Below are 22752 nucleotides of genomic sequence, written 5' to 3' on the forward strand. Positions count from 1 at the left end.
CGGGCATACGACCCCTGTCTTTCCTGCTCCACCCATGCAGTCGGCCAAATGCCCATCACCATCGAAATGGTTGATGATCAGGGTAATCTAGTCAAGACTATCTCACGATAGTATGAGTATGGACCGAAAAGGACAAAGGCAGCAGGTTCCTGTTCCTTCATTACCTCCACAACAGGAACCTGCTGTGGAACGAATCCTCTTGCTGGGGTATGGAAACCTTGACCGACAGGACGACGGGATTGCCTGGCACATCCTCAGACGGGTTGCCGAACGACTGAACAAACAACTTCCAGATATTCCAGAGGAACACCTGTACGAGTTATCACCCTCAATCACTGTGGGGTTCGCGCTTCATCTGATTCCGGAACATGCTGAATGGCTGAGCCGCTACGAGCGCGTATTATTTCTCGATGCACATACCGGCAGCGTTCCGCAGGATGTTTCATTCACCCTCCTTAAGCCGCAGTTTGAACCCTCTCCTTTTACACATCACCTAACCCCCGCCACCTGCCTGGCATTGTGTGAAACACTTTACCAGAAATCACCGCAGGGAGCGTTGTTATCGGTACGCGGTTTCAACTTCAATTTCAGTCAGTCGCTTTCCCCTTCCGCCCGACTGCTGCTTGAACCCGCCGTAGAACAGGTTTTGAAATGGCTGGGTTGAAAATCAGGCAACTTTTGGTGACAAGTTACCCGCCAGAATGATGACGCAGGACACTTTAACAGATACACCGGTCAATGGTACAAACATAAATAATCACAATCCTGCTCAACAACCATGCAAAAGACAAGCCTGATCGAAACCCTCCAAACCATACCCTGGTTTTTAGATCTAAAACCCCAGCAAATTGAAGCGCTGGCTGATATTTCATCCATTGTCCATTGCAAAGAAGGCACAGCCATCTTTTGTGAGGGTGACCGCGTAGATAATGTGTACATCATCCTATCGGGAGAAATTGGCGTAGATATCACCATACCAACTCGCGGTGTTGTGCGCATTGCGACGGCTGAACCACTCGATATTATCGGCTGGTCAAAATTGACCCCGGTGGTTCGTCAGCGAACCGCCTCAACCATTGCCATCAAGGATTCAACCCTGCTGGTCCTCAATGGGGATGCGTTGAACCGCCTGTGTGAAGATGATCCGCGGCTCGGATATATTATCATGCGCCGCATTGCCAACGTGGTTGCCAGCAACCTTTTGACCATCAAGCTCCAAATGATGGACATCATTCTTCAGTCTTCCAATGAAACCGGCCTGACCACAAGATAAACCAGGGATAATCAGGTAATTCAACAATTTAAGGGATTTTCAATCCGTATTGTCTTAATGGTAAAATTACTCTAATGCACGAGCTTGCGGTAACCGAATCCGTTCTTGACATCGCGCTGCGCCACGCTGGTCAGGCAAATGCATCGCGTGTAACCGATATTTATCTGGTCATTGGCCGCTTTTCCAGCATTGTGGATGATTCGGTTCAATTTTATTGGGACATGATCGCCGAAAACACTATTTGTCAGCATGCAACCCTGCATTTTAAGCGAGTTCCAGGCCGTATGAAATGCCTCGAATGTGAAAAGGAATTTGAAGTTCAGCAGTCTCTCGACCCCTGCCCCTATTGCGGTAGTTTTCACCTGAACATCATCGGGGGCGAAGAATTTTATGTTGAATCCATCATTGTAGAAAAATGAGGAGAGCAATGTCCCCCACCACCCGTATCCCTGTTGTTGAGAAAATTTTCGATGCCAACGATCAGGTTGCCCAGCAAAACCGCAGCCTGTTCGATCTTCACCACACCTTTGCAATCAATGTCATGGCTTCCCCCGGTGCTGGCAAAACCACCTTCATCCTTAAAACGCTGGAAGGACTTTCTTCTAAATATCGCATGGCTGTAATTGAAGGGGATACTGCCCCTGTAACCATTGATTCCGATAAAGTATCGGCCATGGGCATACCCGTTGTTCAAATCAATACCGGAGGCGACTGCCACCTGGATGCCGTCATGTTGCACGCCGGCTTACAATCCCTTCCATTGCAGGATGTGGATATCGTCTTGATCGAAAATGTGGGCAACCTGATTTGTCCAGCTGCCTTCAAATTGGGTTCTCATCTCAATTTGCTAATTGCCAGCATCCCGGAGGGGGACGACAAACCATACAAATACCCCAACATGTACCGCGGGCTGGATGTTCTGGTGGTCAACAAAATGGACTTGTTGCCCTATGTGGATTTCAACATGGCTTTCTTTCAGCAGGGAGTAGAGATACTCAACCCCGGCTTGCGTACTTTTCCGGTTTCCGCAAAAACCGGCGAAGGAATGCAGGCATGGTATAACTGGCTGGATGAGGTTGTTCAAAAACATCGCCAAAAATGAGCGCGGAATCTTTGGCAGTTCGAGTTCTGGTTAGCGGTATTGTGCAGGGGGTTGGTTTTCGTCCGTTTGTTTACAATCTCGCGCGGCAGAATGGCGTAAAAGGCTGGGTTCGCAACACATCCGGTAATGTTGAAATTCATCTGGAGGGCAGCCAGCATCATCTGGATAATTTCCTGAACCAGTTGAAAACTCATCTCCCACCCCTGGCACGGATTGATTCATTGCAGGTCATCACCACCCAACCCGAATACGCCGATGATTTTCGGATTCTTTCGAGCCAGGTAGATGTTAACCAGTTTCAGCCCATTTCCCCGGATACGGCCATTTGCACCGATTGCCGCCGGGAACTCTTCGACCCGGCTGACCGCCGTTTTCGCTATCCATTTATCAATTGTACCAACTGTGGTCCGCGCTTTACCATCATCAAAAGTCTGCCTTATGACCGCCCGAACACCACCATGGCAGACTTTGAGATGTGTCCTTCCTGTCGCGAAGAATATCACAACCCTCAAGACCGCCGCTTTCATGCCCAGCCGGTGGCCTGCCCACAGTGCGGCCCTCAGGTCTGGCTGGAGGAGAACGGTCAACTCATCGCTGAAAAGGATGCTGCCATTCAAACCGCTCGCGAATGGTTGAAGCAGGGCAAAATTCTTGCCATCAAAGGGCTGGGCGGTTTTCATCTGGCCTGTGATGCCACCAATCCCCATGCCGTTCAAACCTTACGGGAACGTAAACAGCGCAGCGATAAACCCTTTGCCTTGATGGCCTTTGACCTTTCTGCCATTGAGGAATTTTGTGTTGTTGAACCCGAAGAAAAAGAGTGGCTCGAATCGCGCATTGCTCCGATTGTGTTGCTACAATCCCGCAGCCCTAACCGGCTGCCTGACAATATCGCTCCGCACCAAAAACGGCTGGGTTTTATGCTGGCGTACACGCCGCTGCACCTGCTGCTAACCGAACCCGAACAGGGCTATCCGCCGGTACTGGTGATGACTAGCGGCAACCTCAGCGATGAGCCAATCGCCTATCGCGATGAACAAGCCCGCCAACAACTGGCCACGCTGGCGGATGCTTTTCTTTTCCATAACCGTGAAATTCATATGCGGATTGACGATTCGGTCATCCGGTTGCAACAGAAAAAGATCTATCCCATCCGCCGTTCACGCGGTTTTGCGCCGGATGCAATCATCGTCAACCACGAAATGCCTCCCTTGCTGGCAACCGGCGCCGAGTTAAAAAACGCTTTTTGCCTCACCCGCGGAAAATACGCCTTCCTCAGTCACTACATCGGCGATATGGAGAACTACGAAACCCTGCAATCCTTTGAGGAAGGCATCACTCACTATGAGCAAGTTTTTCAAATTCAACCTGCCGCAATCGCCTGTGACCAGCATCCCGACTATCTGGCAACGCGTTATGCCATTCAACGTTCCCAATCGCAAAACCTGCCATTGATTCAGGTGCAGCATCATCACGCCCATCTGGTTTCCTGTTTGGGTGATAACCAATGGCTCAACGACCAGCCCGTTATTGGAGCCATTCTGGATGGCACCGGTTACGGTAGTGATGGTGCAATTTGGGGTGGAGAATTTTTACTGGGCAACCACAGCGCTTACCAGCGGATTTTGCACTTGAAGTATGTACCTCTCCCGGGTGGCGATGCTGCCGTCCGGCGCGTCAGCCGAATTGCACTGGCACATCTATGGTCAGCTGGTATTGAATGGGAAGCCGATCTGCCCCCTGTTACAGCGCTTTGCGAAGAGGATAGGACTCTGCTGCGCACTCAGCTGGAACACCGCATCAACACCCCGCTCACTTCCAGCATGGGCAGGCTCTTTGACGCTGTTTCTGCCCTGCTGGGCATTCGCGACCGCATCACCTATGAAGGACAGGCAGCCATCGAGCTGGAAAACCTGGCGGATGAAAGCGAAAGCGGGTTTTATCCCTTTGTAATTGCTGAAGATGAGATTGACCCGGCCCCACTTTGGGAAGCCGTCCTATCCGATTGGCGGAAGGGAATTTCTCCAGCGGTTATTGCCGGCCGCTTTCACAATGCCATCGTACAGTTAATTCTGGAAGCCGCCCAAAGCATCCGTAAAACCAGTGGAGTGAATGTCGTCGCTCTGTCCGGAGGGGTCTGGCAAAATTCACTCCTTCTGAAAAAAACAATACCCCTTCTCCAGAAACATTCATTTGAAGTGCTCCTGCATCAGCGCGTGCCGCCGAATGACGGTGGAATTGCACTGGGGCAGGCTTTGATTGCTGCCGTATATCTGCAACAAACGGCAGAGAAAGGATTGGAAAATGTGTCTTGGAATTCCCGGTAAAATTGTTGAACTGTATCAACAGGCTGGCTTACGCATGGCAAAAATTGATTTTGGCGGCGTTTTACGGGAAGCCTGTGTTGAGACCCTGCCCGAAGCAAAAGTCGGCGATTACGCCATCATTCATGCCGGCTTTGCATTGAACCTGCTAGATGAACAGGAGGCACTTGAAACCCTGGCATTGCTGCGCCAGGCTGGGGTGCTGGAGGAAGAGCTGAATTTACCGAGCACACAACAGGAATAATCGCTATGGACTTAAACCTGCTGAACCAAACCCTGCGGGATGAACGACAGGTTAAAGCAGAAATTGAAAAAATTCGCCGCATTTTGACCCGCCCATGGGTATTGATGGAAATTTGCGGCGGTCAGACCCATGCCATCATGCAGTCCGGGCTGGATCAGCTGCTGCCGGCGGAAATCGAACTGGTGCATGGACCCGGCTGTCCTGTTTGCGTCACGCCACTGGAGTTGATTGACAAAGCCCTGGCGATTGCTGCCCGTCCAGAAGTGATCTTTTGTTCCTTTGGCGATATGCTGCGCGTGCCGGGATCCAACCGCGATCTGTTCTCCCTGCGCGCCAGCGGAGCGGATGTGCGGGTCGTGTATTCTCCCCTGGATGCAGTAAAAATTGCCCAGCAAAACCCTCAGCGCGAGGTGGTATTTTTTGCCATTGGTTTTGAGACCACTGCTCCACCCAACGCCATGAGTGTGCTGCAAGCCAAAGCGCTGGGTTTGAAAAATTACTCGGTGCTCGTGTCGCAGGTATTGGTGCCCCCTGCCATGCACGCCATCCTTTCCGCTCCGCAAAACCGGGTGCAGGGGTTTTTGCTTGCCGGTCATGTCTGCACCGTCATGGGCTATCAGGATTATCTACCCATCGCTGAACAATACTATGTCCCCATGGCAGTAACCGGCTTTGAACCGCTGGATCTGGTTCGAGGTATTTATTCGGTAGTAACCATGCTGGAGAACAACGAAGTGAGAGTTGAAAATGCCTACGCTCGAGTGGTTAAACCTGAGGGCAATCCAGCCGCTCAGGCAATCATTCAGCGGGTTTTTCAGCCGGTTGATCGCAACTGGCGCGGAATCGGCCGTATTCCACACAGCGGTTGGGGGCTGCGTCCGGAATTTTCCGAATTTGACGCCGAGCTGCGCTTTGATGTAGGCAGCATACAAACCCATGAATCACCCCTGTGCATTGCCGGCGAAATTTTACAAGGGCTCAAAAAACCATTCAATTGCACTGCATTTGGCGATCCATGCACCCCGCAAAACCCACTCGGAGCGCCCATGGTTTCGGCCGAAGGGGCATGTGCCGCCTACTACCGTTTTGCCCGCACGAATTCCACCGGAATGGGATAAAAATCATGCCAGACTCTTCCTTTCCCGCCATGCAAGGGCCGGTCTGCCCCTTACCCCTCAAACATGATGATCAAATCATCCTTGGGCATGGCAGTGGCGGACGCCTGACCCACGATTTGATTAAAAATATCTTTCTGCCCTATCTTTCCAGCCCTCCACTTCTCCAGGCAGATGATTTTGCCCGTCTGAACAAACCTGACGGTGAAGTGATCATTTCTACCGATTGTCATATCGTCAGTCCGCTCTTCTTCCCCGGCGGGGATATTGGCCGGCTGGCAGTCTGCGGCACAGTCAACGACATTGCCGTTTCCGGCGCCCAACCCCTCTACCTGACGGCCGGTTTTATCCTCGAAGAGGGCTTGCCGATTCACACACTGGTACGAATTCTGGAATCGATGCGGGCTGCGGCTCATGAAGCCGGTATCCAAATTGTTGCCGGGGATACCAAAGTGGTTGAAAAAGGCAAAGCCGACGGGGTCTTTATTACCACCACCGGCCTCGGCTTCTTACCGCAAGGCCGAAGCATCAACGGTCGTCAGGCGCAACCGGGTGATGTCATTCTGGTATCCGGCAGTGTGGGGGATCACGGCATTGCTGTTCTGGCAGAACGCGGTGAATTGGGATTCAGCACGCAGATTCAGTCGGATGTTGCTCCGCTAAACGGATTAATTCAAGAGCTTCTGGCGGCAGCGCCGCATACCCACGTCCTGCGCGACCCCACCCGCGGCGGTCTGGCCACAACCCTCAACGAAATTGCCGCCCAAAGTCAGGTTGGGATGCTGCTCCACGAAAATGCCATACCCATCCAGCCGGCTGTGCGAGCTGCGTGCGAGATGCTCGGTTTTGACCCGCTCTACATAGCCAACGAAGGCAAAGTCATCGCCATTGTCCCTCCACAGGAAGCTGAAGCCGCCCTGCAGGCCATGCGCTGCCATCCTTATGGAAATCTGGCATCCCGAATTGGGAAAGTCACCTCCGATTTTAACGGCCGCGTACTGCTTAAAACCAGCATCGGCGCTACCCGCGTGCTGGATATGCTGGCAGGTGAAATCTTACCGCGCATTTGTTGACCATTTCAGCGGTAACGAATTTCGCCAAAATTCCACTCTATTTGATAATCCGGGTTCCATGCGTTGAAAATGCGCTGACTCAGGCGTGCTGTTAAAGCATTGGCCGGTTCGAACAGCAATTGCGCAGGGTCATAAAGGAAAATAACCATCACATAATCTGACTGCGGACCGAAGACAATTCCCGCATCACTGATCGTATGTAAAAAGCCATCACTCTCTTCTGTCCAGCCATGTTTGTGGGCAAAGGGCACTCCCTCGGGCAATCCGGCCTCTCCCAAAACACCAATGCGGTTGCGTTTCATGGTTTCCATCAAATAGTCACATTTCTCGGCGTTAATTTCTTCGGGAAAGGTTTCCACAAAGACCCCCTTCTCCGAAACGGCGCATTGGTAAATTTCCTTCAACAAACGGCCCATCTCGCCCGCCGTTGTCTGATTATACACATCGGGATTGATATTAACATCGAGGCGCTGGTTAGCCGGTGTATCGAAACGCTGTAACAGTGGAGCACCAAGATAAAAGTAGCCAGCCAAAAAAGTATTCTGAAACCCGGCTTTTTGCAGCATTTCAGTCACTTTCAAAGGAGCCAGCGTCGAGCCGAGGTAAACCTCCATGATTCGGTCGGCAGGCGGATTTTCGGAATAAACCATCATCCGTTCGGATAGCCGCATAAATTCGTCCGGAAAAGGAGGCTGCACCTGCATTAATGCCGTCAATAGAATGGGGATTTTAATAGTAGAAGCAGCCGAAAAGGCAATCTCTGTCGGCACCTCTTTGCCATTTGCTACAGCAAAATGCACCTGTTGGTCTTTGGATAAGTGGTAAACATAAATTTCCGCAATTCCATTGAAATTGGCTTTCCGCAGTTCGTCCATTAGAACGGCTTTTAGCAAACTGGCATCCACCCAATCCATGGGTTGCTCCTGGACGATCAGGTCCACCTGTCTTTCCAAAGGATTGCTCAACGCCGCCCGAAAACGAACAAGGGAAGCCTCGATATCCAAAAACCTGCCTGAAACGCCTGCTGAAAAGCGACTGCTGGCTGGAATGGGAAAGGGCGGGACAGGTACCACATCATAGCGGTTGGCGATCTCACTTTGCAGATAGGCTCTGAGTTGACTTTCATCCAGAGAAAACCGAATCTCACGCTCAATTACCAGTTGGGGATCATTCCAGAGGTAAGCCCAAAAAGAATTGAAGTTGGATTGTTTGGGTTGAGGCTGCGCGCCATCTAAAAAGATCACGCTGAAACCAAGCGCTTCAGCCGGTGTATGAATAATTTGCCCTTGATAGCGTAATTCAAACGGACTCAGATAAACCGCCAATACTCGCTGCTGAGCTTGATCCAGCGTCAGCCCGCCCACATGAACAACTCCCCACTGGCTGTGTTCCGGCAGCACGGCTTGGGTTTGTCGGTACTCCCGAAAGGCATTTAGCGTCAGCAATCCGGCAGCCAAAATCAGAATAAGGGAAACCACCCTCAGTGAGATTTTCCAGCGACGAGGTTCCACTCTGGTTTAACGATAACAATCAATAGAAACAGCCATCAAGGGATCAATCACCGCCGGTCCTTCTACGGTCTTAATTTCAAGGATCGGGTTCATGTAGGTATAGCGTGCCGAAAGTCCCTCGGGCACATAAATCCGCACACCTTTGATATCGGTATACATCCAGTTCTTGCCGTCGAAATGCCAGTGGTCAGGCTTTCCTCCAAATAATGCCGCTGCCCCCTGCTGCGTGGGCGGACAGGCGAATAATCGCCCCTGCCGGGCATACTGTGTCACGGTAGGAGGGGGTGGAATCAATTGCACTTTTTCACCACTCAACAATCCGTTCACCACAAGAATAGCGCGGTCAAAGATACCGGTCTGGTAAATCAACATTCCGGCAATGACCAATCCGAGGATCACCAAAATCAACAGCAAGGCGCGCTCCAACGACTTTGACCGCGCTGGTTCTTCAACAATGTCCATAATCCGCTCAATTTGCGCTTCGTTGAGGCGCGGATCTTTTTCCAGGATCAGGCGCACCTCTTCTCTGGAATTACCCAATTCAAGCAATTTTCTGGCTTGCTGAATAGCCCTCTCCGGTGGTTCGGTTATCCCCTCATGACCGCTAAAATCTTCTTTACTCAGATTAATGCGCGTCAGGGGTTTGCCCCCACCGGTGACGGCAATCATCTTTGCATAATTCAAATGATCTTTTTCGATCTTTTGCTTGATTTTCTCTCGTACCATTCCAAAGGGCATCCACACGCCATATAGTTCAACGCCCAACATTTCCGGGTATTGAATCAAACGAATTTGTTCCCCCGTTTCGGAAACTTCAAATTCCGTTGAACAGTGCGAACAGTGCAGCAAATCCGGCACGCCAGCTTCACGAATAATTTCCAGCCCTGACTGATTGCATACCGGGCAATCCAAACTCTTGACCCAATAAGCAAGAATGGAGTTCATGGGGCGGACTTTTTCCATAACCTAATTATACTGATCCAACCCTCTCCTTGACAATCTATTTACATCATTTATACTTACACCATCTTAAACGGGAGACACATAAATGAAATACGACTATCAGGAAACTACCAAAGATTTACTCAAGAGAATTGATATCCATTCCAAATTTGGCAGCCGCAATATTGATGAATGGATGCTGGAAATATTACCCCTCCAGAAAGGGCAAAAGATTTTGGATGTTGGCTGCGGCGCCGGCAAACAATGTTTCTCCTATTACGATTATTTGAACGGGGAAGCAAAAATTCTGGGGGTGGATGTCAATAAAGAATTGCTGGATGAAGCCAAGCAGGAAAATCAGCGCCGCAAGGCAAATGTCGAATTTATGGAATTGGACTTCAACCGTCCATTCAATTTACCCGAGAACCACTTTGATCTGGTGTCGTGTTGCTTTGCCATTTACTACGCTGAAGATATCCCCTTTACCATTCGCGAAATGCACCGCGTATTGAAACCCGGCGGTGTACTCTTTACTTCTGGTCCAATGCCAGAAAACAAACAGCTTTTTTACGACATCATTCGCGAAGCCACCCAAAAGCCCATCCCACCCATGCCGGGCAGTTCGCGCTACGCCAGCGAAATTTATTCCACAATTAAGGATACCTTTGCAAAAACCGAACTGCACATCTTTGAAAATCCCTTAACCTTTGAAAGCGTCGAACCTTTCATTGAATACACGCGCGCTTCCCTCTCTGAGGATCGCCGTCTTTGGAAATCTTTCTTTCAGGACAAGGAAGACTTCAATCGCATTATGACCCAAATCGAAGAAACCGCCACCCGCCGATTGGAAAAAGAAGGCAAACTGGTTATGACCAAAGTCGTCGGCGGTATTCTGGCCACCAAATAGCCTATGGGACAGGATCTGATTTTTTACGGACGACGGGTGTTGTTTCTCGGCGCTCACCCGGATGACATTGAAATTGGCTGCGGGGCTTTACTGGCGCAAATTGTGGATAAGACCGATATCCTCTGCGTCACCCTTTCCGACAACCAGAAAAACCCGGAATTGAAGAACCTTGTAGAGGAACATTATCAATCCATGGCAGTTTTGGGCGTTCCGGAGGAAAAAGCCATCCTGGGTCAGTTTGAAACCCGGCGTTTTCCCTATTACCGCCAGGAAATTCTGGAATATCTGATTCAGATCAACCGCACTTACAAACCGGATTTGATTTTTGTACACACCAAAGCTGACATTCATCAAGATCACGCCACCCTGACTGAGGAAGCGCTGCGTGCCTTTCGAGGAACGACCGTGCTGGGTTTTGATGTCATTCGCAGCAGCTATGGCTTTTTCCCGAGTTTTCTGGTTGAAGTGAGCGAATCGGCTGTCGAAAGGAAAATTGAAGCCCTCAAGCAGTATAAAACCTATCAAAACCGCTATTACTTTGATCCGGATATCACTCGATCCACCCTCATCCGAAACGGCGCTATCTGTGAACGTCCTTTCGCTGAAGGATTTGACATCCTCAGAGTGGTAGGAACCTTTGCCAGTCCGATCAATAACGGTAATTGAACTTAAACTAATCATCAAAAAGCCCCGCGAAGTGGCGGGGCTTTTTGGATTTTCGATGGTCAGTCGGGTACACCGACCTCAATATCATCTTCAGTAATCCGCACCGGATAAGTGGGAATATCTACAACGGCCGGCAGTGAAAGTACCTTGCCGTTGCGCACATCAAAACGCGCGCCGTGACGCGGACAGATGATCTGATGTCCGTCCAGCTCGCCATCTCCCAAAGGGCCATCATCGTGGGTGCATATATCCCCAATGGCAAACAACTTACCGGCAATATTAAACACCACAATGGAAACATCGCCGATTTCGACAAAAAGACGTTCGCCCGGAGGGAGGTCCTCCACTTTTGCGACTGTGTAAAAGGAATAATCCGTCAAATCAATCGGTTCGGTCATAGGCTCTTACTCCTCCACCAGACTGTCACTGGCTTCACCCAAACCATAAACTCCGGCTTTAATGACTTTTAGCGGGAGTAAGGCACACTTCAAGCGTACCGGCCCCAGCTCAATCCCCAGTAAATCCAGCACGTCCTCTTTATTCAAGCGCTTGACTTCTTCCAGGGTTTTACCAATGATGCTTTCCAAAAGCAAATCGGCTGAAGCTTGAGATATGGCGCAGCCGTGACCGCTGAAGGCAGCCTCCACCACCCGTGAGTTTTCATCTACACGCAAATCTATGCGGATGTGATCACCGCACAGCGGATTCTCATCTTCAAAAGAAATATCATGAGGTTCAAGCACACCCCGGTAAAGGGGTTCTTTGTACCGCTCAATAATAATTTCGCGATAAAGATCATCCATTGCGGTTTGCCTTTTAACCGAAAATCTTTTTTACTTTTGCCAGTCCGCGCACCAATTGATCCACTTCCTCACGGGTATTATAAAGATAAAAACTTGCTCGCGTCGTCGCCGGCAAGCCAAATTTTTCATGCAGCGGCATGGCACAATGATGTCCGGCGCGTACTGCAATTCCCTCACTATCCAGGATTTGCGAGACATCATGCGGATGCACGCCACGCATGGTAAAGGATGCCACACCACCTTTTTGTTCAGCAGACGGCCCGTAAACTTTTACCCCCTCAATCTCGCTCAGCGCTTCAAGCGCATAACCGATCAGCTCATATTCGTGGGCTGCCACCCGTTCCATGCCAACCCTACTCAGGTAATCCACCGCCGCACCAAATCCAATTGCCTCTGCAATGGCCGGTGTACCGGCTTCAAATTTATGAGGTAGATCATTGGGACTGAAGCTGCGCAAATACACCTTTTTGATCATATCTCCGCCGCCTAAAAATGGCGGCATGGCCTCCAGCAATTCCTCTTTGCCATAAAGCGCGCCAATGCCGGTCGGACCCAGCATTTTATGCGCAGAAAAGGCAAGGAAATCTACATCTAAATCTTGAACATTGACCGGAAGATGCGGTACCGACTGAGCGCCATCCACGAGCACAAGCGCACCCGCTGCATGAGCCAGACGGGTAATCTGCCGTATGGGGTTAATTGTCCCCAGCACGTTGGACATGTGAGTAATGGCAACAATTTTTGGCTTTTGCTCCAGGAATTGCTCAATTTCGCTCAGGTCAAGCAAGCCTTCATTCGTGACGGGAATGAAATCCAAAAACAGTTCCTTCTCCTGTGCCAGCATTTGCCACGGCACAAGATTGGAATGATGCTCCATTTCTGTCAGCAGAATACGGTCACCCCGTTGCAAAAACTTGCGTCCCCAGCTGAATGCCACCAGATTGATCGCCTCGGTTGTATTGCGAACAAAAATTACTTCACGACTTTTACGCGCTCCAATGAAGCGGGCAATTTTTTCACGGGCCGCCTCATATTGGGCGGTAGCCTCTTCCGCCAGGGTATGCACCCCGCGGTGAATATTGGCGTTGTTTCTTTCGTAATACTCGTTCATTGCCCGAATGACCGCCAGCGGTTTTTGTGAGGTCGCCGTCGAGTCCAGATAGACCAGTGGAATACCCGGCGCAATCTCCCGCTTGAGGATTGGAAAATCGTCTCGGATTCGAAGGACATCGATACGATCAGTCTTGGTGGTGTTCATCAATTACCTCATTACAACCAGTAAATGGTCTGCCTATTCCGAGTTTGCCAGCTCTGCGCGTGATCCTTTTTTGGCGGGGAAGCGGATGTGAGGGGAATTTTGTGGATACCAGAGGATATGGTCCGGCACCATCCAGCCATCCGTCAAAAAGACGTTGGTGCGGAATTGTACAGCAACCATTTTGGGGTCCACCTGTACAACAATCCCTTTTAACCAACCACGAACGCGCTGGCCGCCTTTTTCATGGTCACAATAAACCTCAACCGTATCCCCCACCTCAAAGGTTGTTTCGGGTTCCGGTGGGTTGATGAAAGGAACTCCTGCCATACCTTGCTCCCTCTCGTGATATTATCGATCAATCAGTTAATTTTATCACAAACCATTCAAGATTGAACGATTCTCAGTCAGACAGGCTACCCTTTCCGGTTATTTAGTGGAAAGGGCAGCCTTTGTGTTATTTTGATCAAAACAATGAAATTATCAGCCGTGATACACTTCCATCTTTCGGGTAATCGCTTCCTGGAAGCGTTCCCGCACCCCTTCAAAGGGAATCCGCTGCATGATTGGGTCGAAGAACCCTTCCACGATGAGGCGTTCTGCCTCGACCTTGGGAATGCCCCTCGCCCGCAGGTAGAAGACCTGATCCGGGTCAATCTTTCCGACCGTTGCACCGTGTGTACAGCGCACATCATCCGCCAAGATTTCCAGACCGGGAATGGAATCAGCTCGCGCCTCACGGCTGAGCACCAGATTTCGGTTTGCCTGATATCCATCCGTTTTCATTGCACCCGGCGCCACATAAATCATTCCCTGCCACACCACCCGACTGCGGTCAATCAACGCACCCTTGAAAAGCAAATCGCTGGTGGTGTTCGGCGCCAGATGATTTTGCTGTGAGTCATAATCCAGATGTTGCTGACCATCCGTGAAGTAGAAGCCGGACATTCGCCCGCTTGCTCCTCGACCGATCAGGTCTAAATCGGCAAAATTTTTGGTCAATTGGCCACCCATGGCACCAAAAATCCAGTCCAGGTTGCCATCTGCTTCAACCTGAGAGCGTTCATGGGTGAAATTCCAGACATTTTCACCCCACGATTGCAACTCAACAAAACGCAGATTTGCACCCGCGCCGACATGCACTTCTACCAATCCCACATGCAGGGTTTGGCCGGCTTCCGTCGGTGAGGCATATTCGTGAACATAAGTAACGCGAGCGCCCTCCTCCAGCCACACAATCATGTGAGAAATATGCGCCAGATTCACGCCGGGTCCCCACAACAGACTATGAAGCGGTTGGTCAATTTCCACATTGCGTGGTACATACAACAGCACGCCGGTATCTGCCAGGGCAGCCGCCAGCGCAGCAAACTTACCTTCGGTGGGCTTCACCACTTTATTGAGAACTTTTTCCAGCAGGTGTGGAAACTGTTCTTCTGCCGTGCGCAGATCAGTAAAAACCACACCTTTTTGCGCCAGTTCTGCAGAGAGCGCAACTTGCGAGCCGCCCGGCATCAGGATGATCTGCCCGCCGTGATCGCCATCGGCAATGGGACGCATCAATTCTTCCGGCAGAGGAGCCAAATCCAGATAGGCTTCCTTCTGTGGCAGACGGAAGCGATCCGCTTCCAGACCCCGCAAGTCGGTGCGTCGCCAGGCTTCTTCTTTGACGGAAGGCATGGGCAGTGATTGATAAGTTTTCCAGGCCTCAAGGCGATAATTGGAGATAAATTCGCTCATTCCAGCCGAGCGAACCATCTCCTGAGTAAAAGCAAAGTCCTTTACAGCGGCTTCATCGCGCCGCCGGGTACGGGTGACGATTTTGGGAGTTTCTTTGGTCATAGGTTTAATGAGTCCTCTTCTGGTTGGTTTTGCATTGTGACAACAGCCCAATCACCCAATTGATCCTTCCATTTGCAGTTGAATCAGGCGATTCATTTCAACGGCATATTCCATCGGCAATTCTTTGACCAACGGCTCAATGAATCCTGAAACGACCATCGTTGTGGCTTCTTCCTCGCTCAAACCACGGCTCATCAGGTAAAACAATTGTTCCTCACCCACTTTGGAAACGGAGGCTTCATGTCCAATGGTGACATCCTGTTCGTCTATTTCAATGTATGGGTAAGTATCCGAGCGCGACTGGGGGTCGAGCAGCAGTGCATCGCACACCACATTGGAGCGCACATCTTCGGCACCCTTATAAACTTTCAGCAACCCGCGGTAGGAAGCCCGCCCGCCGCCTTTGCTGATGGATTTGGAAGTGATTTTACTGCTGGTGTGCGGCGCAAAGTGAACCACTTTACCGCCAGCATCCTGCCACTGACCCGGTCCGGCAAACGCCATGGATAGGATTTCACCGTGTGCACGCGGGCCCATCAGGTAGCAGGAGGGGTATTTCATGGTGACTTTGGAACCCAGATTGCAGTCCACCCATTCCATGGTGCCTTCTTCTTCCACAATTGCCCGCTGGGTGACCAGATTATAGACATTGGTTGACCAGTTCTGAATGGTGGTATAGCGCACCCGCGCGCCTTTCTTGACAACGATCTCAATCACACCACTATGGAAAGAGTCGGTGGTGTACTGCGGTGCGGTACAGCCTTCAACATAATGAACCTGGGCACCTTCATCGGCAATGATCAGCGTGCGTTCGAACTGACCAATGTTCGCCACATTCAGGCGGAAATAAGCCTGAAGGGGCAAATCTACTTTGACCCCTTTAGGAACGTATACAAATGAACCACCCGACCAGACCGCGCTGTTGAGCGCAGCGAATTTGTTGTCCTCAATGGGGATGACCGTGCCAAAATACTGCTTGAAGAGATCAGGATGTTGACGCAAGCCGTCTTCAATACTCAGGAAAATCACCCCTTGCTTTTCGAGGTGCTCCTGAATACTGTGATAAACCATTTCCGATTCGTACTGCGCGCCCACCCCGGCAAGGAATTTCTGTTCAGCTTCCGGAATACCGAGCCGTTCGAAGGTCTGTTTAATGGTCTGCGGCACATCATCCCAGGTACGTCCGGCCATTTCAGCCGGCTTAACATAATAGACAATTTCATCCAGGTTCAAATTGGACAGGTCAGCCCCCCAGGTTGGAATGGGTCGCTGCAGGTAATGATTGAGCGCTTTGAGTCGAAACTGGAGCATCCACTCCGGTTCGCCCTTCATCGCCGAAATTTGGCGGACAACCTCTTCGTCCAACCCTTTACGCGTCTTAAACACCGATACATCCGGGTCCTGAAACCCGTAGCGATATTCTCCCAATTGCTCCAAAAAATCCGTTTGCGGATCCACACTCATTTCAGCCTCCTCTCAGCCGATAAATAATAAGGTTTTCGATTCAGGCAGGTGTGCCATTATCCACTTTTTCGCGCACCCAATCGTAACCGTGCTCTTCCAGATGCAAAGCCAAATCGGCATCACCAGTTTCAACAATGCGGCCGTCCATCATCACATGCACCACATCGGGGCGAATGTAGTTCAAAATGCGCTGATAGTGGGTAATCACCAACACGCCCAGATTTTCACCCCGCAAAGCATTCACACCTTCCGCAACAATTCGCAACGCGTCAATATCCAAACCAGAGTCCGTTTCATCCAGAATGGCAATTTCCGGCTGCAATACGGCCATTTGTAGAATTTCGGCGCGTTTCTTCTCTCCGCCCGAAAAGCCGTCATTCAAGTACCGCCCCGCGAAGGAAGGATCAACCTTTAAAAGTTCCATTTTGGCTTTGAGCATTTTGCGGAATTCCGGAATGGGAATACCCTTATCTTCCGGGTTTTGCGCTCGCCGGCGGGCATTCACTGCTGTCCGCAAAAAGTTTGCAACCGTCACGCCGGGGATCGCCACAGGATATTGAAAGGCAAGGAAAATGCCCAGCCTCGAGCGTTCATCCGGCTCAAGTTCTAAGATGTTCTGTCCTTTGAAAATCACTTCCCCGTCCGTCACTTCATAGGCCGGATGCCCCATCAGCGTATAAGCAAGGGTGGATTTGCCGGTGCCATTCGGACCCATAATGGCGTGAACCTCGCCTTTCGGCAGGGTCAGATTGACCCCTTTGAGAATTTCCTTTCCTTCGATGCTCACTTTCAGGTTGCGAATAATCAGTTCATCAGTCATTTCAAGGTCGCTCCTTCAATTTTTTGTTTTTTGTAGTGTAATGAAAATTGAATTTATTTCAATATCATTATAAAAATCTTGTATAATCTAAGCACCAGCAGGATTATAGCATAAAGCCTTTTTTGGGTCAATATTTATCATAAAATTCTTATATATTGACAATTTTCCTCGCCCTTGATATACTTTTCACCAGCAGCCATGAGAAAAGTTTTTTGGGTAGTAAACAGGTAAGCAATGGAAATTAAAAGTACGCGCGATAAAATCATGCACACATTACTGAACAACCCACGCTCCACCATTAACGAGCTGGCAGAAGCAGTAGGTATTAACGCAATTTCCGTTCGCCACCACCTGAACAGCATGCTTGCGGATGGTGTGGTTGCCTCTGAAGAGGAGCGTCACGGTGTAGGCCGCCCGCGCCTGGTTTATTACCTGACCGAACGAGGTCTGGAAAAATTCCCAACCCGTTACTTCAGGTTAGCCAACCGCCTGCTCGGTAGGTTAAAAGAAACCCTCCCGGCCTCTGCTGTGGAAACCATTTTCTCTGAAATGGCACGCGAACTTGCCGAAGACCACCTTCGTGAGACCCAGAACATGTCACTGGAAGAAAAACTGGACTTTTTGAAAAAATTACTGAGCGAGGAAGGCTTTATCATCGAGTGGGAAAAAATTGGCGATTCATATCACATTCACGAAATCACCTGTCCCTACTTCCATGTCACCCAGGCTCATCCCGAAGTCTGTGCCGTCGACCAGACCCTGATTTCAACTGTTTTGTCACTGCCTGCTCAAAAAATCCAATGCGTTTTGAGCGGTGATCATCATTGCACGTATATCATTCCATTGGAAAAGGCTGGAAATCCAAACCATGAATGAAGAATTCGGAACCCCCGGTACCAACCGCGCGGTGTGGGATGCTGAAGCAACCCATCCCGAGCTTTGCCAGAAATTGCGCGATTCACTGAATCAGGTCATGGATCCTGAAATTGGTTTGAGCGTGATTCAATTGGGATTGATTCGCAACTTCCAGGTTTTAGAAGATCAAGCCCGCATCAAGATGATTCTCACTACACCCTTCTGTCCTTACGGCCCCGCCCTGATTGATATGACGCGGGTCAAAGCCGAAGAAGGCCTGGACATGCCCGTATCCATTGAACTGGGTATGGAAGTATGGGACTTCTCCATGATGGAAGAAGGGGTTGATCTCGGCTGGGGATTGTACTAATCCAACTTCCCACCCAGAGCCCTTAACTGGTCTTTATCCGGTTTAAACAAACCGGTCAACTGCATTGCCAGACTCATGTTGCCGCTAATTTTGACTTTACCCATTAAGTAAGCCCGCATGGCATCCAGTCTGCCTGTAAAAATATCCAAAACAATTCCCGCATCACCGGCAAGAGTTAAATCCAGGGGCTCAATTTTCTCTTTTGACACCCGGCAGGTTTGATTTTCAATCACCACCGTCCAAAAACCCCCACCTTCACCACCCAGATCAAATCCAATCCGCGCGGTCATTCCTTTCGCCTGTTCAGGAATAAAATAATTGGGTAACAGGTCCATTAAGTCTTGAATAGAAACCGTAGTCATTCCTTCCACACTCCATTTTTCCACCATTGTATCACTTCTGATTTGTAATCGAAACATTGAAACGACCGTTGGATCTGTTGACTATGCACTCCCGGTTAATGGTCCTGGTTGTTATCTAAAGTGTGTACAATCTTTGTAAAACTAGCCAATGACAGATTGGGGATATTTGGTATACTCAAATTACTTTAATCGTCTGGTTTGAATAACATGGACAGCAATTTTTCACCTCTCACCCATCGCAAAGCCGATCACATCCGCATCAACCTGGAGGAGGACGTTTCCTCCAGCCGCACCACCGGGCTGGAGCGTTATTTTTTTAGCAATGAAGCTTTGCCCGATTTTAATCTAGCTGATGTAGACACAAACCTGACCCTGTTCGGCAAATCACTCCGCGCTCCACTTTTGATTTCCTCGATGACCGGCGGTACTCCACATGCCGGGCAAATCAACCTTCGCCTCGCAGAAGCCGCACAGGAAAAAGGAATAGCGCTTGGTTTAGGTTCTCAGCGGGCTGCTCTCGAACATCCTGAGCAGCAAGCCACTTTTCAGGTACGCTCCGTTGCGCCCGATATCCTCCTGTTCGCCAATCTCGGCGCGGTTCAATTAAATTATGGTTACACCGCAGAACATTGTCTGCGCGCCATTGAAATGGCACAGGCCGATGCCCTTTTCCTGCACCTGAACCCCTTGCAGGAAGCCCTTCAACCGGAAGGAGATACCCATTTCTCCGGTCTGCTTCAAAAAATTGAAATGGTCTGTAAAACATTACCGGTGCCGGTGATTGCTAAAGAGGTCGGCTGGGGAATTTCCGCTGAGACAGCCCGCCGTTTGGTTTCTGCCGGCGTGGCAGCCATTGATGTGGCCGGTGCTGGTGGAACCTCGTGGTCTCAAGTCGAAATGTTTCGCATGAACGATCCGTCATTAGCCCGCATTGCCGCCGTCTTTCGCAATTGGGGCATTCCCACTGCTGAAGCAGTCCGGCAGGTACATCAGGCATTGCCCGATACTCCGGTTTTTGCTTCCGGTGGTTTGCGAAATGGTTTAGATATTGCCAAATGCCTGGCTTTGGGCGCAACCCTGGGCGGAATGGCAGGTCCCTTCTTAAAAGCCGCTGTGGTTTCTGTCGAAGAGGTTGCAGCCACCATTGATGAAGTGGTCTCTACCTTGCGCATTGCCATGTTTGCCTGTGGTGCAAAAGACCTTGCTGCTCTTCACCGCATAACCTTGCAGGAGGTATTGCCTTGACCACCCTTCAACAATTCAACCAGCAGATGCAGCCCGCAATTGATCAGACGATGCAAGGGGTGGTTGTTTCTCATCCCCTGATCGGTGAATATCGAGGATTAAAAGAAATGCTCTCCTATCACCTCGGCTGGGATGTGAAGTTCAATCGGGGTGAGGTACAGGGTAAACGCATTCGTCCTCTCTTGGTGCTGCTGACCTGCGCAGCCTGCAACAATAACCACTGGGAAAAAGCCCTGCCGGCTGCCGCCGCCGTTGAATTACTCCACAACTTTTCTTTGATCCATGATGACATTGAGGACCGCAGTCCTTTACGGCGCGGTAGAGAAACCGTCTGGAAAAAGTGGGGTGATGCGCTGGCGATTAATGCCGGTGATGCACTCTTCAGTCTTTCCTTTGAGGCTCTGCACAATCTTAAACAAACCTGCTCCGATAACGTGGTTATTCAGGCCTTAAAAATCGTGAATACGACCTGCGTCAAACTGACCGGCGGTCAACATCTGGATATTTCTTACGAAAATGAGCGCGCTATTGGTTTGGAGGATTACTGGCGCATGATTGAAGGGAAAACGGCCGCGTTGATCAGCGCCAGCATTCAACTTGGCGCCGTGATCGGCGGGGCATCTGATCAGACACAGCAATATCTGGCCGAGTTTGGAAGATCGTTGGGAATTGCCTTCCAGATTCAGGATGACTGGCTGGGAATCTGGGGGGACGCTGCTCGGACTGGAAAATCCACCGAAAGTGACTTGCTGGCCGGGAAAAAATCACTGCCCATTGTGTTTGCCTTGCAAAACAAAGGTAAATTTACCGAACGCTGGCTGGCTGGCCCAATCCAACCAGAAGAAGTAGGCTATTTAGCAAACCTATTAATCGAAGAAGGCGCTCAAAGCTACACAGAAAAACAGGCGGAAAATTACACCCATCAGGCATTGCAATCGCTCGAAAGCGCAAATCTGAGCAACGAAGCCGGCCAGGCGCTCCACGAACTGGCTCTGATGTTGCTCAAACGAAACTCATGAAAGCATAAACCCCATTGCAGGGAAAATTCCTGCGATTTTTTAATCTAAGAGGAAGGAAGAAAATGAAATGGAAAAACAACTGATCATCACTGGCGAAGAAATTTATCAAGCAGCAGAACTCATCAACGACGGCGGAATTGACTTTGAAACCATCAGCCAAAATGTGGAGAGCATTCTCAAAGCCGTTGGTGAAAATCCGGAGCGGGATGGTTTGAAACGAACCCCTGAACGGGTTGCCCGTATGTATGAAGAACTACTGGCGGGTTACCGCACCGATCCGGTTGCGCTGGTCAATGACGCACTCTTTGAAGTAGATTACGATGAGATGGTCGTGGTCCGCGACATTGAGTTTTACTCACTTTGCGAGCATCACATGCTGCCATTCCTTGGGCGCGCTCATGTTGCTTACATCCCACGCGGCCGGGTCATCGGACTTTCCAAAATCCCGCGAATTGTGGACATGTTTGCCCGCCGATTGCAGGTTCAGGAACGCATGACCCGCCAGATTGCCGATTTTCTCCAAGAGGTACTGCATCCGCGCGGGGTTGCCGTGGTGGTTGAAGCCATCCACATGTGTTCGATGATACGTGGCGTAAAGAAGCATGATTCGCGGATGACCACTTCCAGCATGCTGGGGGCGTTCCGCAACAACATGGCTACGCGAATGGAATTTCTGGATAATATCTCGCGCAGCTCCGAACCGCTCCATTTTTAAACCACATTCAAATCCAGATCCGGCACAACGACTGCCGGAGAGTGGTTTTTCAGGCTTTGTGCAATTTCGCCCAGATTACGCCCGGTTTGCTCATCCAGCAAGTCCGGGCGTAATTCGCTGGTTGGCAGCGCCAGAAAATCCTGTTTCCACAATCCGCCATCCACTACTTTTTCATCGAACACCAAAATATCCAGATCAATCGTGCGCGGGGCATATTTATCCCCACCGCGCACCCGTCCCAGTTTTTCTTCAATCGGGCGCAGCACCTGTTCTTTCAGGGGAACAGCGTCCAAATCGGTTGAAACCCACGCGGTGGCATTCATAAAGCGCGGTCCGGCCGAGCCAACCGCCTCTGTTTCCCAAACCGTGGAAACCGCATTAACCGTGACCGATTGCCGCAACAGTTGAACAGCCTGTACCAGGTTTTGACGCGGAGCAATGTTCGACCCCAGGCTGATGTAGGCCTGGTGGCGGCGTTTTCCTCCTGCCGGAAGAAAACGCTCAATTTCCACCCCCACCGACTGAGCAAAACGTACCGCACCCGGCTTTTCAACCCGAATGCGCACCCCTTCAACCCCGGGTTCTTCCAAACACAGGCGCGCCAGATCACTGGCCAGCGCCTCCACCGTGAAACGCGCTGAACGCTCAACATAGGCAATGGTCTTTTTGGCAACCGTGCGGTAATTGATGCAATCCTCTATCGCATCGCTCTGTCCGGCTTTGGAAATGTCCCCAAACAAAACAATGTTGATGAGGATATCCTGTTTTTGAGCGCGTTCTCGTTCGCTGATTCCAATAATCCCGCGAACCAGCAAATCTTTGATAAAAGTCTGATCCATGTTTTC

General features: G+C 50.4%; 26 protein-coding genes. 15 read left to right on the top strand and 11 right to left on the bottom strand.

Translation table 11 applies throughout. The annotated features are described in order from the left end of the window. Positions 1 to 184 precede the first annotated feature (184 nt). The 8 genes from ACWIZX_RS08905 (at position 185) to hypE (ending at position 7131) form a co-directional block, all read left to right on the top strand. Positions 185 to 664 carry a hydrogenase maturation protease gene (locus ACWIZX_RS08905; RefSeq protein WP_448335509.1) on the top strand — a complete coding sequence of 160 codons (480 nt, stop codon included), beginning with the start codon at positions 185 to 187 and terminating at the stop codon, positions 662 to 664. A 114-nt stretch (positions 665 to 778) separates the two neighbouring features. Further along, entirely contained in the window at positions 779 to 1273 is a 495-nt protein-coding gene (locus ACWIZX_RS08910; RefSeq protein ID WP_322793865.1) for a cyclic nucleotide-binding domain-containing protein, read from the top strand. A 74-nt stretch (positions 1274 to 1347) separates the two neighbouring features. Further along, on the top strand, positions 1348 to 1692 hold the full coding sequence (hypA, locus tag ACWIZX_RS08915; RefSeq protein WP_322793864.1) for a hydrogenase maturation nickel metallochaperone HypA: 345 nt from the start codon (positions 1348 to 1350) through the stop codon (positions 1690 to 1692). 8 nt (positions 1693 to 1700) lie between these two features. Continuing rightward, positions 1701 to 2375 carry a hydrogenase nickel incorporation protein HypB gene (gene hypB / locus ACWIZX_RS08920; RefSeq protein ID WP_448335510.1) on the top strand — a complete coding sequence of 225 codons (675 nt, stop codon included), beginning with the start codon at positions 1701 to 1703 and terminating at the stop codon, positions 2373 to 2375. 11 nt (positions 2376 to 2386) lie between these two features. Then, positions 2387 to 4702, top strand: coding sequence for a carbamoyltransferase HypF (gene hypF / locus ACWIZX_RS08925; RefSeq protein ID WP_448335511.1), 2316 nt, complete (start codon positions 2387 to 2389; stop codon positions 4700 to 4702). Next, positions 4680 to 4943: a HypC/HybG/HupF family hydrogenase formation chaperone gene (locus ACWIZX_RS08930; protein ID WP_322793861.1), complete on the top strand. Its 264-nt coding sequence runs from the start codon at positions 4680 to 4682 to the stop codon at positions 4941 to 4943. Before hypF ends, ACWIZX_RS08930 begins: the two co-directional genes overlap by 23 nt. Before the next feature lie 5 nt (positions 4944 to 4948). After that, on the top strand, positions 4949 to 6061 hold the full coding sequence (gene hypD, locus ACWIZX_RS08935) for a hydrogenase formation protein HypD (protein ID WP_448335512.1): 1113 nt from the start codon (positions 4949 to 4951) through the stop codon (positions 6059 to 6061). A 29-nt stretch (positions 6062 to 6090) separates the two neighbouring features. Then, positions 6091 to 7131, top strand: a complete 1041-nt coding sequence (gene hypE / locus ACWIZX_RS08940) for a hydrogenase expression/formation protein HypE (RefSeq protein WP_416181051.1) — start codon at positions 6091 to 6093, stop codon at positions 7129 to 7131. Between the two features lie 5 nt (positions 7132 to 7136). Here hypE and ACWIZX_RS08945 read toward each other — a convergent pair whose 3' ends face one another. Both ACWIZX_RS08945 and ACWIZX_RS08950 read right to left on the bottom strand, forming a co-directional pair. Then, a complete protein-coding gene (locus ACWIZX_RS08945) occupies positions 7137 to 8609 on the bottom strand; it encodes a serine hydrolase (RefSeq protein WP_448335513.1) in 1473 nt (490 codons plus the stop codon). 39 nt (positions 8610 to 8648) lie between these two features. Further along, on the bottom strand, positions 8649 to 9587 hold the full coding sequence (locus tag ACWIZX_RS08950; RefSeq protein WP_448335514.1) for a hypothetical protein: 939 nt from the start codon (positions 9585 to 9587) through the stop codon (positions 8649 to 8651). 103 nt (positions 9588 to 9690) lie between these two features. Here ACWIZX_RS08950 and ACWIZX_RS08955 point away from each other — a divergent pair, with 103 nt between their 5' ends. Both ACWIZX_RS08955 and ACWIZX_RS08960 read left to right on the top strand, forming a co-directional pair. Next, positions 9691 to 10491, top strand: coding sequence for a class I SAM-dependent methyltransferase (locus tag ACWIZX_RS08955; protein ID WP_448335515.1), 801 nt, complete (start codon positions 9691 to 9693; stop codon positions 10489 to 10491). Positions 10492 to 10494: 3 nt separating this feature from the next. Next, entirely contained in the window at positions 10495 to 11157 is a 663-nt protein-coding gene (locus ACWIZX_RS08960; protein ID WP_322793855.1) for a PIG-L deacetylase family protein, read from the top strand. A gap of 59 nt (positions 11158 to 11216) precedes the next feature. On the opposite strand, the gene ACWIZX_RS08965 is transcribed toward ACWIZX_RS08960, so the two are convergent. The 7 genes from ACWIZX_RS08965 to sufC form a co-directional block, all read right to left on the bottom strand. After that, positions 11217 to 11555, bottom strand: coding sequence for a Rieske (2Fe-2S) protein (locus ACWIZX_RS08965; RefSeq protein ID WP_322793854.1), 339 nt, complete (start codon positions 11553 to 11555; stop codon positions 11217 to 11219). A gap of 6 nt (positions 11556 to 11561) precedes the next feature. Further along, a complete protein-coding gene (sufU, locus tag ACWIZX_RS08970) occupies positions 11562 to 11960 on the bottom strand; it encodes a Fe-S cluster assembly sulfur transfer protein SufU (RefSeq protein ID WP_448335516.1) in 399 nt (132 codons plus the stop codon). Between the two features lie 13 nt (positions 11961 to 11973). Next, positions 11974 to 13218 carry an aminotransferase class V-fold PLP-dependent enzyme gene (locus ACWIZX_RS08975; RefSeq protein WP_322793852.1) on the bottom strand — a complete coding sequence of 415 codons (1245 nt, stop codon included), beginning with the start codon at positions 13216 to 13218 and terminating at the stop codon, positions 11974 to 11976. 33 nt (positions 13219 to 13251) lie between these two features. Beyond that, on the bottom strand, positions 13252 to 13545 hold the full coding sequence (locus ACWIZX_RS08980) for a hypothetical protein (protein ID WP_322793851.1): 294 nt from the start codon (positions 13543 to 13545) through the stop codon (positions 13252 to 13254). Between the two features lie 153 nt (positions 13546 to 13698). After that, positions 13699 to 15057: a Fe-S cluster assembly protein SufD gene (gene sufD, locus ACWIZX_RS08985; protein ID WP_448335517.1), complete on the bottom strand. Its 1359-nt coding sequence runs from the start codon at positions 15055 to 15057 to the stop codon at positions 13699 to 13701. A 51-nt stretch (positions 15058 to 15108) separates the two neighbouring features. Further along, positions 15109 to 16521 carry a Fe-S cluster assembly protein SufB gene (gene sufB / locus ACWIZX_RS08990; protein ID WP_448335518.1) on the bottom strand — a complete coding sequence of 471 codons (1413 nt, stop codon included), beginning with the start codon at positions 16519 to 16521 and terminating at the stop codon, positions 15109 to 15111. A 40-nt stretch (positions 16522 to 16561) separates the two neighbouring features. Beyond that, positions 16562 to 17341: a Fe-S cluster assembly ATPase SufC gene (gene sufC, locus ACWIZX_RS08995; RefSeq protein WP_322793848.1), complete on the bottom strand. Its 780-nt coding sequence runs from the start codon at positions 17339 to 17341 to the stop codon at positions 16562 to 16564. Between the two features lie 234 nt (positions 17342 to 17575). On the opposite strand from sufC, the gene ACWIZX_RS09000 reads away from it, so the two are divergent. Both ACWIZX_RS09000 and ACWIZX_RS09005 read left to right on the top strand, forming a co-directional pair. Beyond that, the gene (locus tag ACWIZX_RS09000; protein ID WP_322793847.1) at positions 17576 to 18217 is read left to right on the top strand and encodes a helix-turn-helix transcriptional regulator; all 642 of its coding nucleotides are present in this window, start codon (positions 17576 to 17578) and stop codon (positions 18215 to 18217) included. After that, the gene (locus ACWIZX_RS09005) at positions 18210 to 18566 is read left to right on the top strand and encodes a metal-sulfur cluster assembly factor (protein ID WP_322793846.1); all 357 of its coding nucleotides are present in this window, start codon (positions 18210 to 18212) and stop codon (positions 18564 to 18566) included. The genes ACWIZX_RS09000 and ACWIZX_RS09005 overlap by 8 nt, the downstream gene beginning before the upstream one ends. On the opposite strand, the gene ACWIZX_RS09010 is transcribed toward ACWIZX_RS09005, so the two are convergent. After that, positions 18563 to 18928 carry an SCP2 sterol-binding domain-containing protein gene (locus ACWIZX_RS09010; RefSeq protein ID WP_322793845.1) on the bottom strand — a complete coding sequence of 122 codons (366 nt, stop codon included), beginning with the start codon at positions 18926 to 18928 and terminating at the stop codon, positions 18563 to 18565. The genes ACWIZX_RS09005 and ACWIZX_RS09010 overlap by 4 nt on opposite strands. A 207-nt stretch (positions 18929 to 19135) precedes the next feature. Here ACWIZX_RS09010 and fni point away from each other — a divergent pair, with 207 nt between their 5' ends. The 3 genes from fni (at position 19136) to folE (ending at position 21907) form a co-directional block, all read left to right on the top strand. Further along, on the top strand, positions 19136 to 20173 hold the full coding sequence (gene fni, locus ACWIZX_RS09015) for a type 2 isopentenyl-diphosphate Delta-isomerase (RefSeq protein ID WP_322793844.1): 1038 nt from the start codon (positions 19136 to 19138) through the stop codon (positions 20171 to 20173). Further along, positions 20170 to 21192: a polyprenyl synthetase family protein gene (locus ACWIZX_RS09020; protein ID WP_448335519.1), complete on the top strand. Its 1023-nt coding sequence runs from the start codon at positions 20170 to 20172 to the stop codon at positions 21190 to 21192. The genes fni and ACWIZX_RS09020 overlap by 4 nt, the downstream gene beginning before the upstream one ends. Before the next feature lie 67 nt (positions 21193 to 21259). Then, positions 21260 to 21907, top strand: coding sequence for a GTP cyclohydrolase I FolE (gene folE, locus ACWIZX_RS09025; protein ID WP_448335520.1), 648 nt, complete (start codon positions 21260 to 21262; stop codon positions 21905 to 21907). Here the strand turns inward: folE and folK are convergent. Continuing rightward, positions 21904 to 22746 carry a 2-amino-4-hydroxy-6-hydroxymethyldihydropteridine diphosphokinase gene (folK, locus tag ACWIZX_RS09030; RefSeq protein ID WP_448335521.1) on the bottom strand — a complete coding sequence of 281 codons (843 nt, stop codon included), beginning with the start codon at positions 22744 to 22746 and terminating at the stop codon, positions 21904 to 21906. The genes folE and folK overlap by 4 nt on opposite strands. Positions 22747 to 22752: the final 6 nt, after the last annotated feature.

It is taken from the genome of Bellilinea sp. (assembly GCF_053501535.1).